This is a genomic window from Streptococcus sp. Marseille-Q6488, assembly GCF_946902925.1.
In the GTDB taxonomy this organism is placed as follows: Bacteria; Bacillota; Bacilli; order Lactobacillales; family Streptococcaceae; genus Streptococcus.
In genome coordinates this window covers 1-18,762 of record NZ_CAMPPZ010000021.1, presented here as the reverse complement: position 1 = coordinate 18,762, position 18,762 = coordinate 1, and the positions used below count along the sequence as shown (strand labels likewise).

Annotated in this window: 6 protein-coding genes and 2 pseudogenes; 6 read left to right on the top strand and 2 right to left on the bottom strand. The window is 39.3% G+C overall.

Going from position 1 to position 18,762, the window contains the following annotated elements:
• Positions 1-537 precede the first annotated feature (537 nt).
• On the top strand, positions 538-1,734 hold the full coding sequence (gene tuf, locus OVN23_RS09390; RefSeq protein WP_001040724.1) for an elongation factor Tu: 1,197 nt from the start codon (positions 538-540) through the stop codon (positions 1,732-1,734).
• Between the two features lie 96 nt (positions 1,735-1,830).
• Positions 1,831-2,271 (top strand): hypothetical protein, encoded by a 441-nt coding sequence (locus OVN23_RS09385; protein WP_267241019.1) that lies wholly within the window; start codon positions 1,831-1,833, stop codon positions 2,269-2,271.
• On the opposite strand, the gene OVN23_RS09380 is transcribed toward OVN23_RS09385, so the two are convergent.
• A complete protein-coding gene (locus OVN23_RS09380; protein ID WP_173253344.1) occupies positions 2,259-3,341 on the bottom strand; it encodes a DEAD/DEAH box helicase in 1,083 nt (360 codons plus the stop codon). The two genes, OVN23_RS09385 and OVN23_RS09380, sit on opposite strands and share 13 nt — an antisense overlap.
• On the bottom strand, positions 3,338-4,315 hold the full coding sequence (locus OVN23_RS09375; protein WP_173253343.1) for a Gfo/Idh/MocA family protein: 978 nt from the start codon (positions 4,313-4,315) through the stop codon (positions 3,338-3,340). The genes OVN23_RS09380 and OVN23_RS09375 overlap by 4 nt, the downstream gene beginning before the upstream one ends.
• Positions 4,316-4,512: 197 nt before the next feature.
• Here OVN23_RS09375 and OVN23_RS09370 point away from each other — a divergent pair, with 197 nt between their 5' ends.
• The 4 genes and pseudogenes from OVN23_RS09370 to OVN23_RS09355 form a co-directional block, all read left to right on the top strand.
• Positions 4,513-5,511, top strand: a complete 999-nt coding sequence (locus OVN23_RS09370) for an Rpn family recombination-promoting nuclease/putative transposase (protein WP_173218624.1) — start codon at positions 4,513-4,515, stop codon at positions 5,509-5,511.
• A 5-nt stretch (positions 5,512-5,516) separates the two neighbouring features.
• Positions 5,517-5,963 (top strand): annotated as a pseudogene (locus OVN23_RS09365) (hypothetical protein); the annotation flags it as partial.
• Between the two features lie 5 nt (positions 5,964-5,968).
• Positions 5,969-6,343, top strand: a pseudogene (locus OVN23_RS09360) (hypothetical protein); the annotation flags it as partial.
• Positions 6,344-7,702: 1,359 nt separating this feature from the next.
• The coding region (locus OVN23_RS09355) for a Rib/alpha-like domain-containing protein (RefSeq protein WP_267241018.1) at positions 7,703-18,762 on the top strand (11,060 nt) is incomplete at its 3' end.

The following is an 18,762-nucleotide window of genomic DNA, read 5'->3' as shown; positions in this document are numbered from 1 at the left end:
GTAGATAGAACTGATGAAGTCAGCTCAAAATAGTGTTTTGAGGTTGTAGATGAAGAAGTTGGGCAAAAACTTGACTTTAGGAGAAAATGAAGTAAATCGTCCCACAATAAAACGCATAGTACCAAGGTTTCTCAAGACCTGATATTATATGTTTTTCTGATTGCAAAGACTTTTTGACCAGTTTCAACTATACCTACGGTAAGGCGACGCTGACGTGGTTTGAAGAGATGTTCGAAGAGTATTAAACTGATGTTGTGAATAACTTATACCTAGCTTCCTAGTTTGCTTTTGTAGTATAAACCAGAGACTGTTTGCATTTTCAGCAAGTGAGTGGATGAATAATGCTGAAAACTCCTCGAAGGATAAGTCTATTTAGTACTTTCTATATAGTTAGTTAAATTTTTACCAAGAATAATTCACAAAAACGTTGTAAAACACTTGCAATTTAGCTGAAATTTGATAAAATAGTAAGGAAAGTTAGACTGTATTGCCTACTGTCTATCTATAAAATATATTTTATTGGAGGCTTTTACTCAAATGGCAAAAGAAAAATACGATCGTAGTAAACCACACGTTAACATTGGTACTATCGGACACGTTGACCACGGTAAAACTACCCTAACTGCAGCTATCACAACTGTTTTGGCACGTCGCTTGCCTTCATCAGTTAACCAACCTAAAGACTATGCGTCTATCGATGCTGCTCCAGAAGAACGCGAACGCGGTATCACTATCAACACTGCGCACGTTGAGTACGAAACTGAAAAACGTCACTACGCTCACATCGACGCTCCAGGACACGCGGACTACGTTAAAAACATGATCACTGGTGCTGCTCAAATGGACGGAGCTATCCTTGTAGTAGCTTCAACTGACGGACCAATGCCACAAACTCGTGAGCACATCCTTCTTTCACGTCAGGTTGGTGTTAAACACCTTATCGTCTTCATGAACAAAGTTGACTTGGTTGACGACGAAGAATTGCTTGAATTGGTTGAAATGGAAATCCGTGACCTATTGTCAGAATACGACTTCCCAGGTGACGATCTTCCAGTTATCCAAGGTTCAGCTCTTAAAGCTCTTGAAGGTGACTCTAAATACGAAGACATCGTTATGGAATTGATGAACACAGTTGATGAGTACATCCCAGAACCAGAACGTGACACTGACAAACCATTGCTTCTTCCAGTCGAGGACGTATTCTCAATCACTGGACGTGGTACAGTTGCTTCAGGACGTATCGACCGTGGTATCGTTAAAGTCAACGACGAAATCGAAATCGTTGGTATCAAAGAAGAAACTCAAAAAGCAGTTGTTACTGGTGTTGAAATGTTCCGTAAACAACTTGACGAAGGTCTTGCCGGAGATAACGTAGGTGTCCTTCTTCGTGGTGTTCAACGTGATGAAATCGAACGTGGACAAGTTATCGCTAAACCAGGTTCAATCAACCCACACACTAAATTCAAAGGTGAAGTTTACATCCTTACTAAAGAAGAAGGTGGACGTCACACTCCATTCTTCAACAACTACCGTCCACAATTCTACTTCCGTACTACTGACGTTACAGGTTCAATCGAACTTCCAGCAGGTACTGAAATGGTAATGCCTGGTGATAACGTGACAATCGACGTTGAGTTGATCCACCCAATCGCCGTAGAACAAGGTACTACATTCTCTATCCGTGAGGGTGGACGTACTGTTGGTTCAGGTATGGTTACAGAAATCGAAGCTTAATTCGATTTAGTTCCCAGAAGAACAATTATTTAAGTCAGACACTAAAAGAATCTTGCTTTGCAAGGTTCTTTTTTTCAGGTATTGAACTAATACTCAATGAAAATCACAGAGCAAACTAGGAAGCTAGCCGCAGGCTGCTCAAAACATGTTTTTGAGGTTGTAGATAGAACTGACGAAGTCAGCTCAAAGTATGTTTTTGAGGTTGTAGATAGAACTGACGAAGTCAGCTCAAAGTATGTTTTTGAGGTTGTAGATAGAACTGACGAAGTCAGCTCAAAGTATGTTTTTGAGGTTGTAGATAAGACTGACGAAGTCATCTCAAAACACTGTCTTGAGGTTGTAGATAAGACTGACGAAGTCATCTCAAAACATGGTCTTGAGGTTGTAGATAAGACTGACGAAGTCAGTAACCATCCATACAGCAAGGCGAAGCTGACGCGGTTTGAAGAGATTTTCGAAGAGTATAAAATTGAATTGCTTATAAAAAAGCTCCATACACCGGATGTGTATAGAGCAATGAGGCTTTATTTAATATAGAGTTCTTGATTTTTCAAGACAATTTCACGTACGCTCGCAAATTTCTTGAGTTTTTTAAGTTCTTCTGGATGAGTGACGAGAGTGATAACATAACCTTCCTTGCCCATACGACCAGTACGGCCAGCACGGTGTGTGTAGGTTTCGCTATCTCTAGGAACATCAAAGTTTACGACGCATTCTAGGCTATCGATATCAATCCCTCGAGCCAAAAGGTCAGTTGCAAGAAGCAGGGTTAGTTGCTTATCTTTAAACTTTTCTAAGATGACTTTTCTAAATTTAACATTGACATCACTAGCGAGGGAAACAGCTAATATATCCCGATACTGTAGTTTTTCCTCTGCACTTCCAAGGTCTGATAGGCTGTTAAAGAAGATTAGACCGCGGAAATCCTCCACATGAGCTAGTTTTCGTAGCATATCCACTCGGTGACGTTGGTCTACCTGCATGTAGAAATGTTGGATGTTATCCAATTTTTGGTCAGAAAGATCAATAGTATGTGTGTTAGGTGCAATCTTTTCTTGGTCAAACTTGGTCGTCGCACTCATGTAGATGAGTTGGTGGTCACGCGGTGCGTAGTGAGTAATTTTCTCGACAAAGTGTATCTGAGAATCATCGAGCAATTGGTCAAATTCATCCAGGATGATGGTTTCCACATTCATCATCTTGATTTTTTTCAATTTAATGAGTTCAAAGATACGGCCAGGAGTTCCAATCAGAATTTCTGGTCCTTTTTTTAAGCGTTCAATCTGGCGTTTCTGACTTGAACCTGATAGGAAGAGTTGGGCTGTCAAGCCGATGGCTTCTGACCACGTTTTACATACGTCAAAAATCTGTCCAGCAAGCTCCGTATTTGGTGCTAGAATCAAGAGTTGCTGCGCTTTTTTCTTTTGTAGTCTGAGAAGACTTGGTAGGAGGTAAGCTAGGGTCTTACCGGTTCCTGTTGGGCTCACTCCTAGAAGATTTTCTCCAGCAAGAAGGGGCTCAAATAGTTGAGTTTGAATGGGGGTAAATTCTTGGAAACCGAGTTGGTCGCTCAGTTCTTGCCATTCAGTCGGTAGTTTGCTTTTCATTTTTCTGCCTCAAATCTAATGCCAGCAGTCTGGCGCATGGTATATAGTAGCTCATGAACAGAGCCTGCATCATCCAGCCAATTCTGGTAGAGTGTCTGGTCTGGTTGCTGAATCATCTGTGCAAATGCAGCGACTTCCTCAGTCATCGTATGAGGAGCCTGTTGGATAGGGAGCTGGACTTGATTGCCTTGATGGTCGGTAAAAATAGCTGAGCGGACATGCTCAATGGTGTTGAGAGTCAATGTTCCATCTGTTGTATAAATCTCGCAAGGAAGATTGGAAGTGATGTTTTTCCCAGACTTGATATGAACTTGAAAGTCTGGGTAGAAGAGAATTCCGTCACCATTTAGGTCAATGCTATTGTCAAGCTGTTGAGCCTGGTAAGTCGCGTCATTAGCTTTTCCAAAAAGGCGAACGGCAGCGTAGAGAGGATAAATCCCCAAATCCATAAGAGCTCCACCAGCAAAACGGGCTGAAAAGACATTTGGTGTCTGTCCAGCTAACAAGTTAGGCATCTTGGAAGAATACTTGGCATAGTTGAAATCTGCTCCCAAAATCTGTTTGTCTGCTAAAAAGTTTTTGATGATAGTGAGAGCTTTTTCATGGTAATTACGAGCTGCTTCAAAGATAAAACAGTGATTTTTTTCAGCTGTTTGAACCAAATCCAGCCATTCTTGTGGTTGAGTGACAGCTGGCTTTTCAAGAATAACATGTTTACCAGCAGACAAGGCAGTTTTTGCCTGAGCAAAATGCAAGGAGTTTGGACTGGCAATATAGACCACATCAAAGGAGCTCTTGAAGAAGTCTTCTAATTGATCGAATAGTTGGATATTCTCATAGTGAGAAGTAAAGGTTGCTGCGGTTTCAAGTTTCCTAGAATAGACTGCGACCAGCTGGTATTTTCCACTAGCATGGGCTGCTTCTATGAAGTGATGGCTGATAGCGCCAGTGCCGATGACACCTAATTTTAGCATAGATACTCCTTTTCCGATTTTAAATCCTTCTTTCATTATAACATAGATAGACGGGACTATCCAACAGAGGGTAAAAATTTTCAAATAAGCGATTAGCTTTCTTCTGAAGAAAAGCTTTCTTTTACGAATAAATAGATAGAAGCATCAAATCTAGTAAATTAGATTAAAAAATGTGCTATAATAGAAGGAGGAAAAGGATGATTCTAAGACATCCGGGCATCAGCCCAACTAATGACTTGGTTGCTAAGAAAATTTTTAGCAACCCAGAAATCACTTGTCAATTTATTCGCGATATGCTGGATTTACCAGCAAAAAATGTGACCATTTTGGAGGGAAGTAACATTCATGTCTTGCCTTCCTTACCGTACTCGGCACAGGATTTCTATACAAGTATAGATGTTTTGGCGGAGTTGGATAATGGTACGCAAGTTATCATCGAAATTCAGGTTCATCATCAGAATTTTTTCATCAATCGTTTATGGGCTTACCTGTGCAGTCAGGTCAATCAAAATCTTGAAAAAATTCGTCAGCGTGAAGGTGATACCCATCAGAGTTACAAACATATCGCACCAGTATACGCAATTGCCATTGTGGATAGCAATTACTTTTCAGATGACTTGGCTTTCCATAGCTTTAGTATGCGCGAGGACACGACAGGTGAGATTTTAACAATTACAAACAATGGACAAGAAAACCATCTGGTCAAGATGGCGTTCTTGGAACTCAAAAAATACAGAGAAACCAGCAAAGACGAGGTTCGCAAGCCGTGGTTGGAGTTTTTTGGTAATAAGCCCTTTACTCAACAACCCGAGCGAGCCATCAGCCAAGCAGACCAACTGCTAGATTACAAGAGCTGGTCCGAGGAGGACAGGAAGATGTTTAGTGAACAACGCAGGCGTGAAGAACAAGCCTTACTCGCTCAGGACTATGCCTTGGAACAAGCTGAAGAAAAAGGGTTGGAGAGAGGTCGTGCAGAAGGTATTGAACAAGGGTTAGAGCGTGGTCTTGAACGCGGTCGTGCAGAGGGGATTGAACGTGGACGAGCTGAAGGGATTGAACAAGGTCTAGAGCGTGGAAAACTTTTTGCCTTCCTAGATATGGTCCGTCAAGGTCTTCTGACTTCCGAGGTTGCCAGCCAGCAATTGGGAATGACTGTCTCTGAGTTTGAAGAATTATTGAAGAACCATCATAAATAAGACCTAAAAAATACAGGGAAACTAGCAAAGACGAGGTTCGCAAGCCATGGTTGGAGTTTTTCGGAAACAAACCTTTTACTCAAGAACCCGAGTGAGTCATCAGCCAGGCAGATCAACTGCTGGACTACAAGAGCTGGTCCGAGGAGGACAGGAAGATGTTTAGTCAACTACGTATGCGCGAAGAACAAGCCTTGTTAGCACAGGACTATGCCTTGGAACAAGCTGAAGAAAAAGGGTTGGAGAGAGGTCGTGCAGAAGGACTTGAACGCGGTCGTGCAGAGGGGATTGAACAGGGCATCGAAAAAGGTTTAGAACAAGGACTTGAACGTGGAAAACTTTTTGCCTTTCTGGATATGGTTCGCCAAGGACTTCTGACTTCTGAGGTTGCCAGTCAGCAGTTGGGCATATCAGTCTCTGAGTTTGAGGCGCTATTGAAGGCCCACCATAAATAAGACCTAAAAAATATAGAGAAACCAGCAAAGATAGCATTCGCAAACCATGGTTGGAGTTTTTTGGGAACAAACCCTTTACTCAGCACCCCGAGCGAGCCATCAGCCAAGCAGACCAACTGCTGGACTACAAGAGCTGGTCCGAGGAGGACAGGAAGATGTTTAGTCAACTACGTATGCGTGAAGAACAAGCATTATTAGCACAGGACTATGCCTTGGAAACAGCTAGGGCGGAAGGTATTGAACAAGGTCTAGAGCGTGGGAAATTCTTTGCCTTTCTGGATATGGTTCGCCAAGGACTTCTGACTTCCGAGGTTGCCAGTCAGCAGTTGGGTATGTCAGCATCTGAGTTTGAGGCGCTATTGAAGGACCACCATAAATAAGACCTAAAAAATACAGAGAAACCAGCAAAGACGAGGTTCGTAAACCCTGGTTGGAGTTTTTCGGGAATAAACCCTTTACCCAGCACCCCGAGCGAGCCATCAGCCAGGCGGACCAACTGCTGGATTAAAAATTAGGAAATATCGTGTAGAAAATAGTAACAGATTTTACCTCTTTGTGGGGTGAAGTCTGTTTTTTTGTATGATGGGCAGGTCCTACATCTGAGTGGCAAGCTCTCCGTAGGTATCCGCTATCGGTTAATGCATAGCATATATAAATGAAATAAGAACTGAACAAATCAGTCAGGAAAGTCAAAGTAATTTCTATCAATGTTTTAGAAGTACTAGTGAACTATTCCAAATTCAATATCCTATAAACGAAAATCAAAAAGCAAGGCAGGAGACTTATGTAGGATAGCTCAAAATACTAATCTTAGATTAAGGATAAGAGTAGAATGATAATCAATAGATTTAGAACAAATATAATGAGCTAAAGCTGGGATAGTACAAGGGGCTTTTAAAATATTGTTATAAATTGATTGAAATTCCAAGACCAATTTGTTTGATTCTTGTTTCATTTTGTTTTAATTGCTTTTTATAGTGAGTTGAATTTAGAATAGCACATCATAGTTTCTAAAGCATTGTTAGAAATTACTTTAAAATCCCCTTATCAATTTGTTCATATTCTATTTCAATCTACTATATTTCCAAGCTTGATTATCATGAGGTAAGGGCTGAAAGCGGTCTAGGGATAGGAGTGATTTTGGAGATGAGAATCGTCAAAGGAAGGAATAAGGAGATTGTGGCTCTAGGAATAGGGGATAGTGAGATGAAATAAAAGCTGAACAATTCAATTTCTAACCAGCTAACCATTTAATCTTGTTGCAAATAGGTATCGAATAAGTCCCGTAAGTCTTAGCCATTTTTCAGAAACTGATGATAAGCTCTTCCAATAAAAAATAGGGAGGTTTTTCAAACTAAAATCCGAATCCATACTTGGTTTCTAAATCAAATTTAATATATTCAGACTACTAAAAACCATCCAATTATAACTATTATTATACTAAAATTTTCATAAATAAAGATATAGAAAAGTTATTAGTTTCTAGGAAATAAATCAAAAAAAGCGTATATCTATAATCAATATAATAATCATATACTAAAAAATTCTCTAAAAATCAAGATTTTTGGATGATTAGATGGTAAATTCGGGGGGGGGGGTATGGTATAATTATTACTAGACTGTACACTGGGTGCAGTGGGTTAAATAGTTCTATCAATACTATTTAATATCATGTGAGTTTGAAGATGATAAGGCTATTTTTGTTTTCAAAACAACTTACAAAAAAGGAGAAAAATTTCATGGACTTTGGAAAATATAACAAAGAAAAGGTTTTCCGATATTCGATTCGAAAATACCACTTTGGTGCTGCCAGTGTCGCGGTTGCGGCATTGATGTTCTTTGCTAACGGGGCAGTAGCAGCGCATGAACCCATCACTCCAGCCACGGCAAGTGATGTCGTTACGGCAGGTTCTGATGGAAAGGCAGACGGTGATTTAGGAAGCTCGGATGAGGGAGACTCGAACAAGGTTTCAACTGACCAGCCAGCTGAACTCAAAGCAGCTGATGAGGTGAAAACGCAGGAAGCACCAGCTGAGGGAACCAATCAAGGGCAAGCAGGAGCTGAGTCTAACTCTGCTCAGTCAGAGACAAATCCAGCTAACCAAGAACCTTCTCAAGCAGGAGAAGTAAAAGAGCAAGAACAGCCGACTGTCGCTGATACGACAGCAGCCAAATCGACTCAAGGGAATCTGCAAGCTTTGTTGGCAAAACTAACGCTTAGCTCAATGCAGGAACTGCATGCTGAAGTGGAAGCGCGCCTAGCAGCAGCTAAGGCAGTTTTGGAAGATCCAAAAGCGACGCAAGCGCAGGTTGATGAGCAAGCAAGAGCTATGGAAGCTCTAATTCGTCGTGTTAATCAAGCCTTGGAGCCATCGCAACCAAAATTGATAGACTTGGGAGAAGCAGATTCGGCAAATAATAAGCTGGTCGCTTCAGAAGGATCTGTGACCGAGCGAGCAAGCAGAGGAAAGCGTCGTAAAAGAGAGGAAGTGATCGAGCCTGAGTCAGTTGCAAACCAAGTTAGTCCAACTGATGCAGGAAAGGAGACGGCTCCTGAAGCTAGCTCTCAAACGAATCCTAAAAGACGTGGTAAAAGAACTGAAAGCGTAGAACAACCTGCGACTGAAGCAAAAGAAACACCGAAACAATTGTCAACGTACACAAATGGTTCAGGTACTTATGCATTAAAAGATGAAATGGATAAAATCGTTGCTTATTTAAGAAAAAATGGTGGCGATGAGACAAAAGTAGCGTTAATCAAAGCAAATTCCGACAAGTTAAACGAAAAACTTGGACTTGCTGACGAAGATGGTGTGATATCAGAAGAAGACTTCAATAAAGCGCTGCAAGATCTTGACTATGCTCGTGCTACTATCGAAGGATTTTTAGAGGATAAGGAAAATGGTGGTAAAACAGAAATACCTAAGCCTGAAGCGATACTAAACCGTCAAGAGCGTTCGGTAGCTAATAATGGTTCAACTTCTTATGATAATAGTAAGGTTAACTATTTCGAAGATGGAAAACATGGTGCGTCGCCTTACTTAAAATATACTTATGTATATTACAATAGGGTACAAAGAGGTGTAGCTGTTGATAATGTAGACCGTTCTGTTTCAGAGGGGAAAGGATATATCTATGCCGATGTAACACCTACTAAAACTGGATTCAGATGGGATTTATATATTAATCAAGGTAACCATCAATTAGCAGGATCTGGGTTCTGGTTTACAGTACCTAAGGATCAAAGATACAAAGCTAATACAGCTACGGCAGAGCGCATTTCACCAGGGAAAACATCAGGTACAGCAGAATCACCGAATAGCGATACAATTTTAGATATGTTGAAACTTGATTACTTAGGGTTTGATAATGAAACACAAGGTAACAATAATCAAACAGGTATCACAAGAAAAGGTAGAATGTTAACTGAATTAATGGAAGTAGGTTCACTAGATAGATTAGCAAGACAAGTAAAAGGTTCGGCTTTATATAATAGGTCGAAAGAAACTTCTGCAGAGCGAACACTAGCCGATAATAAATTTAACATCATTAATGGCAAAGATAGTAATCTGTATTATTTTGAAATGCCGGATACAAAAGATAGTTATCACCTGAGTTTTGAAACGACGGGTAACTATCACAGGATAGGTGATTTAGCTTATGCGGTTGGTTCTAAGGGGACGAAACAAGAAGACGGATTAACTACTATTTACCTTGTTAACCAATGGTCTGCAAAAACACCAGCAGAATCACAAGAGATTGATAAATATCCATTCTCGATTAAAGGAAGTGGAGATTTCTTAGTTGATCAAGATAGAATTTATTCTACTGCTTTTTCAGGATATGGTGCCTCTTTAGGTGGAAACTTATATTCTGGAGGAGATATAGTTAATAAACCATTTGATCCTCGTGCGAACGGAGTTATCTCATATGGAGGAAATAGTTCTAATCCAGATCAACAACGTAAGATTGATTTTTATTCTTATCTTGAATACAAAGATGGAGCTGAGACTACAGAAAAAGGGAAAAAAGATGTTATTCTTAATGGAGTAGACCAAACTTTTACTTTCTATAGAGAAAATGGTACAGAAATTTCTGGAATCGACTTATCAAAAGAAGTAGCGTCGACTCCTGGTAAACATTCTTATTTCTACATTCGTAGGATGGGTGATGGTTCATCAGATAAAGGAAGTTTCAGATTTATTACGAAACCTAAAACGCCTAATTTTACAGGTGATGTAGGATTTGTTGGTGAGTCTAGAGCGTTAACAGCTTCTAATGGGACTAATGGTATCCCTATGACTTTATACCTTCAAGTGCCAGGTGAGGCTAAGGCAAGAGAAATAGATACACAAGTAGCTAACACTAGAGGAGAAGTAACTTTTAAAACTACTACAATAGAAAAAGGAACTTATTTTGTTCGTTCTGTTGTTCCAACAGGTGGACATGTTGACTACAGTGGGAACAAACACCAAACTGTGGATTCTGAAAAGTCAACAGAAAAGCAAGCAATAGTAGCACCGAAAGTAAAAGTAGGAAATATTGAATTGTTGCCAACAAGTACGGTAGCAAATGCACAAGTATTATATACAGTAGTCCAAGGAGAACGATTCCGTCCGCGTATTGAGGTATGGGATGATGCTGGGAAGTTAAATAAATTTACAATTTCTAACTTACCTTCAGGTGTTACAGCTAATGCCAACTTTACACCGCAAAATAATGCGACTGAACGAAATACTTTTGACGCAGTATTCAATGGAAGTGTTCAGGAAAATCAAGCTGTAGGTTCATATACAGCTAAGATAACGGTTGCTGATGAATCTAATAAAGAAAAAGATTATTACTTCAAATATGAAGTTGTTACTCGTGATACAGAAGCACCAACTGTAACGATGAATGGAAAAGCATTAACTGAAACTGCGACAGATAATCGTTTTGCTATTTATCGAGGAGCAGCATTTAATCCGACATTTGTTGTTAATGATAATTCTGGAACAACGACATATCTTAAAGTGAATGATACACCTAATGGTGTATGGTTTAACAAACAAGGAAGTAGTGATTTAGCTAAAGAGGGGACTATGCGAAATGGTTCTGCTGAGGCAACGTACCAAATTTCACACGATAATGTGGTAGAGGCGAGTGCCCCACTGGGTACACATGAAGCAAATGTTGTAGTAAGAGATGCTCGTGGAAATGAAAAAACATATAAATTCCAATATACAGTAGTAGATGTACAAGCGAAAAATACACCTAAAGATGTTGCGGTTAATTCAACACTAGGGGAACCACAAGATTACTTAAAAGTGGTTGATAATAGCTCAGGAACTGAAGCGTCTAAGTATCTTCCGGATAAGGTTACCTATACTTGGAAAGAGGGAACAACAACTAAAGCGAATAATACAAAATTAGACACAGTAGGCACTGTTACTAAATACAAAGCAACAGTGAATATACCTAACAGTACGACTCCTGTTAAAAAGACAATTGATGGCAATGAATATACGATCTATGCCCCAACAAGTGTGGAAAAAGCTATTACATTCAATGTTCAAGATACAGTAGCGCCAACGGTTAAATTAACAAATAAAGCAAACAACAATACTGAAGTTACATTAACGAATAATCCATCGGTTACAACTATTGATGTATATCGTGGAGCGATTGTTGAATTACCATTTAAGTATTATGATAATGCTAATACTGGTAAAGTAAATATTAGCTATGTATCTGGGCTTCCTACTGGAGTAAAATTCAATGAAAGTGAAACAGCTACTAGCGATGCTACTATTAACCAAAATGGTAAGACAGAATCTACTCCGGGAACTTACACTGTAAGAGGTAGAGTGGCTACAGATGCGCCTCTTGGAGTGCAGACAGTTACATTAAAAGTATCTGATGCTGCTAATGGTAATGTAGATCAAGGTAATAAAAAAGAGGTTAAATTCAATATTCGTGTTTTAGATATTGATTTTGAAGGAAGATATTCATCAACTACTGGAGCTACGAAAATTGTTAAGGAATTAAGACTGAATGAGCAAACTTCAGATCCGAATGAATATTTAACTGCAATAACAGGAACAGATAGAAGGGATGGATTATTCCCACAAGGTATGACGTTCCGTTATATTACTGGAGCAAATAATAATGAATTTAAAACAAATTTAACATTCACTGCACCTGGGAAATATCTTGTAAAAGCGGGAGCGTTCTACCCAACAACTTATGTACCGACAAATGGTTTATCAACAACTCCAGCTAATGCAACAGGAGATAGACTTGATGAAATTAGAAATCGTACATATACGACTCGTGATATTGAATTCCATGTTAAACCAACAGCGCCGACTGTTACTGCTGAGGCTAATGGGGATGTAGTAGTAGCACATTCAAATCAACCGAATGTTAACACATTGAGCTTTACTTATACAGATAAAGATAATAGACAACAAACAGTAACAGCTACTAAGACAGGTAATACATGGGCATTGAATAATGCTCCTGCGGACGGTGTGACAATCAATGCTACTTCTGGAACTGTGACAATTAAAGATCGTCAAGTAAGAGATGCTACAGAAGTTACAGCTAAGGTAGAGGCACAAGGTATAGAAAGTATTGGTACACCTGCAACTTCACTAGCTGGCGAGAAGACTCCGCCTACATTTACTTTTAGTAATAAATATACAGAAGTTGTGAGTGGAGAACGTGTTGTTTATGTAACACCGACAGAGGATTTAGCGGGTGGTTCGATTACATTAGGAACTGTGAATGATAATTCTGGTAAGTTAAGAGAAGTTGTGCTATATCATGGTAATGGACGTGATACTCATATGGAATTTGGCTTAAATTACAACAAAAAATCTAGTGAGAACAATGTTGAGTTTAATGCGCCATATGATATTGAGATTACAGGGAAACTGCCAAAAATAAATTCAAATACAGGTCGTATATGGAATAACAATGACAGTGTTGTAACTCGTTATGTTTATGCCAAAGATGCTGCAGATAATGAGTTGAAAGATGTTAGCGATAATAACCAAAATCCAACTCGTGTGAAAATCAAAGTATTGACGCAAGCTGCTAAGTATGAACCTACTATCAACGCTCAAACACTTAAAAAAGATCTTACAGTAAGCGGTGTAAGTGTAACTGAAGCAGAATTTAATAAGATGAAATCAAACTTAACATTCTCTACAAATAGAGGAGATGTTAAGGTAGCATACAATTCTCCAGATATGAATATCACTATGAAAGAGAATGGTGCTATTAAGAGTGAGGGTGGTTCATATTACGTAGGAGCTACGATTACGTATCCAGATGGTTCAACTAAGGACATTCGAATACCAGTTGAAACTGCAGATAAGGTAGCCCCAACAGTTAAATTAACGAATCGAACAGATGCTGATAGAGTCGTAACATTAAATGCTAATGAATCTACTTCTCCAGTAGTGACTGTCTATCGTGGAGCTAATTTAAATCTACCATTAACATTCTTTGATAATGACTCAGATGGTAGAGTAAATCTTAAGTATGTAAGTGGTTTACCAAATGGAATTCAGTTTAATGGAACTAGTGATACATTAACAGAGACTGGAAAAACACAAGATTCAGTCGGAACGCATACTATCACAGGAAGAATTCCAGCGAATGCACAATTAGGACTTAGAACTGTAACGCTTAAGGTGTCTGATGGAAGTAATGGAGTTGATTCAGGGAATAAAACAGAAGTCAAATTCCGTCTGAAAGTAGTAGATTTAGATTTTGAATCATCACGTTCTAAACAAGCGAATCAACCATCAATTACAGTACCGGCAACTGCAGGGCAAAGTCTTGAAGATGCGAATAACTACTTAACGGTTAACGATGGGACAAATCGTCAAGATAATGGTAATTTCCCTAGTGGCATGACATTCCGTATGGTAAATGAAGCTGGTGAGGTTATTACAAAATTACCAGAAGCACCAGGACGTTACGTAGTGAAAGCTAGAGCATACTTCCCAGTTGGATATGCAGGAACTGAAGGGATTGGAACTGTAGTAACAGGGAATGCTGATAATCAGCTTAATGGACGTCGTTACATTGAAAAAACAATTAATTTTGAAGTCAAACCAACAGCACCAGTAGTAACGCCACAAGATAATGGTGATGTGATTATTACACATGGTAATGAGACGAATGTAAATCGTCTAAGAGTGACTTACACTACACAGGCAACTAATCCGCAAGAAGTAACCTATACTGCATCTAAAAATGGAGATACATGGTCATTTGGCTCAGGGACTCCAATTACAATTGATGGAGCAACAGGTACTGTTAAAATTAAAGACCGTTCTGTAAAAGATGGCTCAACAGTAAAAGTTAAAGCCTTCATGACTACAAATGGTAATCTTGAAAGTAGCGAGGCAACTGGAGTTGCTAAAGATGGAGATCATGTCTTCCCTACAGTTGAATTCCAAAATACGGAAGAAGATGCAGATGGAAATCGTGTAGTATACATCACACCAACAGAAGAAACTAATTTACCAGTGGCAACGTTTAATGATAATTCAAATAAATTATCGCAAGTAGGATTTGTTGAATATAATGGAAACTTTGCTGACTTAGGTGATGTGGGTATTGATTATGATAGATATCCAACAAATGGAGATACGATATACGAAGCACCGAAGACAGCAATTGTAACGGGTACGTTGAATAAATTACAAAAAAATGGAAGAGTATGGGCAAATGAAGACGTAATTATAACTCGTTATGCAAGTGCAATCGATGCAGCAGGAAATGATTTACACACAGTTCCAGGAAATAAACTTAATGATAAAGCCAGTCCAACACGTGTGTTATTCAAGGTTAGAACACAAGCAACTAAGTATACGCCAACGATAACAGTTCAACATCTTGGAAAAGATATTGCGCTAGATAATGCAACAGTGACTCAAGAAGAGTTTGAAGCCATGAAACAAAACCTTAAATTCACTACTACAAAAGGTGATGTAAAAGTAGCGTATAATACTGCAAACATGATGATCTCTATGAATAATGGTGGTGCTATCACGCGTGATTCAACTAATAATAGTTACAAAATTGGAGCAACGATTACATATCCAGATGGTTCTTCGGAAACTATTGATATTCCGATAACTGCGCCGTCACAAAGAGACATTTACACACCAACAGCAGTAGAGAAAACAGTAGAAAAAGATAGTCAACCAGAAGCTAGAGACAGTATATCAAATGCCTCAAGCTTACCAGAAAATACAAGGATTGAATGGAAAGCAGGAACTTTAAATACATCAGCACCAGGAGTCAAACAAGCGACAATAACAGTAGCGTATCCAGATGGAACAAGTGAAGATGTAGAGCATGTTACAGTAAACGTTAAACCAAGTCAACCAGCAGTAACTCCTGCGGGTAACGGAGATGTTACAATAACTCCAGTGGATAAACCAAATGTTAATACACTAAAAGTAACTTACACTCCAGCAGACAACAACCAGCTTCAAGATAATGGTGATGTAACGAAAACGCCTCAAGCAGTTGCGGAGATTGTAGCTACTAAGGGTACTAATAACCAATGGACTATTACAACCGGTCAAAAAGACGGTATTAGTATAGATCCAAGCACTGGTGAAATCACACTGAAAGATGAAGTAGTAAAAGGTCAAGCAGCTGTAACAGCTAAAGTCGCAGCTCAAGGAGTAGAAAGTGATGACTCTGTGGCTCAAGTTGCAACTGGAGATCAAACAAATCCAGTTATCGGAGCTTCTTCGAAAATTGTAGGAGTAGGAACAAATGTTAATATTCCTCTTGACCTATCAGATGGAACAGGTGTAGGTATTGACGAAGGAAATATTAAAGTTACAGGATTGCCAACGAGTCTAAGCTATGACAAAGCTACTAAATCAATCACAGGAACTTTAGATTCAGTTTCTAAAAATGAAATTAAGGTAACTGTCTTAGATAAGAACGGTAATAAAGCAGAGAAGATGATTACGATTACTGCTGTTAAACTTAAACCTATCTTCGCTATTAAAGATGCAACTATTGAGAATGTTGATAATGCAGCTAACTTTGTAGAAATTCCTGAAGGGGTTACGTTAACTTCTGCATCATGGAAAGATGGCGACAAACCAACAACAGCGACAGTAGGAAGTACAAATAAAACTGTAGAAGTTAATCTAGATGGTGAAAGAACAGAATTGACTATTCCAGTAACGGTGTATCCAACTGTTACTCTTCGCAAAGTTAATAACAAAGAAGTGGCAACATACTATGAGATTGTTGGTAAAGCATTGACATCAGCTTTATGGGGAACTAGAGGTAGAACACAACCTCCTACAGCAGACTTCTATGTAGCATTTGAAGGAGACAGACCAGCAGGGACTACGGTTGAATTTGAGAATGGAGTGCCTCTAAGCATAGTAGCAGGAGAAATGGCACACAAAATAATTGTTACTTATCCAAATGGAACTGGTACTGTAGTAAAAACAGTTACTTTCAAAACATATAACTATGAGCCAAATTATCCAACAGGAAAAGAGTATTTTGAAACAGAAGTAGGAAAAGCATTTAAAAATACAAATGTCAATTCTTATGTCAAACCAAGTACTAATTTAAGTACTCCATCAAGAGTTTTCATCGGATGGGGGAATCATGGTTATGGTGCTTCTCCAGTAGATAAAGCACAAACAACTATAGGATTACGTGAAGAAAATGTCAATGTTCACTATGGAAATAGTATTTTAGGTCTACGTGGTGACGATAGTAATCTTTATAGTGAGCAAGACATCAAAGTTGCTCTAGCTGTTAAACCAAAAGCACCAACACTTCAAGGACAAGCAGGAACTAGACCTGCCGTTACGGTATCTAACCTACCAGAAGCTTCGGAATTAGCGTCAGGAGCAATTGTAAAAGTACAACTTAAAGACGCTCAAGGTAATGTTGTAGCAGAAAAAGAAGTTACAGCAGGGGAGGCAACAGTAACATTCGCGGCAGCTGACTACAAGAAAGACTTAACATTAGGAGAGCAACTAAATGCTAATGTCCTTGTCTCTGGAACATACAAAAAAACAGAAGGAAGTACACAAGTAGATACTGATTATGAAGTATCTTCTACTAATAGCGATTCGGTTACGGTTAAAAACTATGCTGACTTCTACAGAGATCAAGTCACTTATCCAACGAATGCTGAAAAAGTGACTTATGGTAATAGTGATATTGCTAATGGTAACTTTATAGATGCAGCCAAAGAGCGCTTTGTAGCTAAAATTCAAGAAGTTAATGCAAATAATAATAACTTACCTGCAGATGTAACTTATACTAAGGGAACTACGGATGATAAGGCGAAAGTAGCTACGATTAACTTCCCAGAAGATGGTTCTACTATTGACATTTCTCATACGCAAGTAGCCAAACCAACAGCACCGACATTTAATGCAACTGTAGGAAGTGGCGAAGATGCCAAACTAAGTGATGTGGATCGTACAATTTCTGGTACAGCCCTTGAAAGTGCTACGAAGGTTGTATTGACCTTACAAACTGGTAGAACTGTTGAAATTGACGCTAATAATGGAAAAGACCCAGCTAATCTTCAACCAGGTGAAGGTGCACTGAAAAATGGTGTCTGGACCTATAAACTTCCAGATAATACCTACTTACGTCAGACAGACCAAACAGCTGAAATTGGATCGTCAGACCAACCTGTTAAAGTAAAACAAACTGTCTTTACTGCGGAAAGCGATGAAAGCAAGATTTATGTAGCCAAAGAGCGTAGTTTCGCAGGGAAAACCATTACAGCAGCTAAGGGAAGTCAAACTCTGACTGACTTGAAAACAGATGCTCGAAAAGGTATTAAATATACTGAAAAAGATGTAGAAAAAGACTTCCCAAGTGACTTTACAGCTACATGGAAAGAGACACCTGACGTTGAAACAGTTGGAACAAGAAAGTATAAGGTTCAATTAACTGAAACTTCTGCAACCGGCACAAATAAAGTCGGCGAATACGATGTAACGATTACAGTGACAAATCCAGCACCAGCAGCGTTGACTTATGAGAATAAACAAAATGGTGAAACTGTTGTAACTATTCCAGAAGATGCAGACGAAGTAGTATTTACTGTTCCTACAACTGATACAAATGTAAATACAATAACTGTAAGTAAAGCGAATGGCTGGACAGCAGATGGTATTGAAAAACGTGGAAATACTTGGGTCTTCCCAGCGAACTCAGTACAAGGAAATCGTCAAGTAACAGCAGTTGCGACAGCGGGAAGTGGTGATACGAAGAGTGCGCAAACACCAACGTCGATTTCAGCGCCTGCACATACAGTGACGACTAAGACGATTACAAAAGTAATCGGTGAAAATCCTACGAATGCAGAGTTACTTGCGGCGGTAGATGTAGCTAACAAACAATCAGCTGCACTGAAAGAAGGAACACAATATCCAACTACAGTAGGTAGCCATACTCTTGACGTTGTTGTTACTTACGCAGATCAAAGTACAGAAAAAGTAACAGTTCCGTATGTGGTGAAACCAGCAGACAAGACAGCTCTAACGCAAGCGAATAATGCCTTAGGCAGCGAAATCACAAGTGCACCAGACACAGCTGACAAGCCAGCAAGCAAAGTGACTGCATATGACGACGCTAAGCAAAAAGCAGAAGCAGCTAAGAAAGCAGCGGAAGCTGTAATAGTGGACGACAATGCGACACCAGCAGCCGTCCAAGCAGAGATTACGAAAGTAAATGAAGCTAAAGACGCGTTGAAGAAAGCAGAAGATGCCGTAACCGCAGCAGCGAC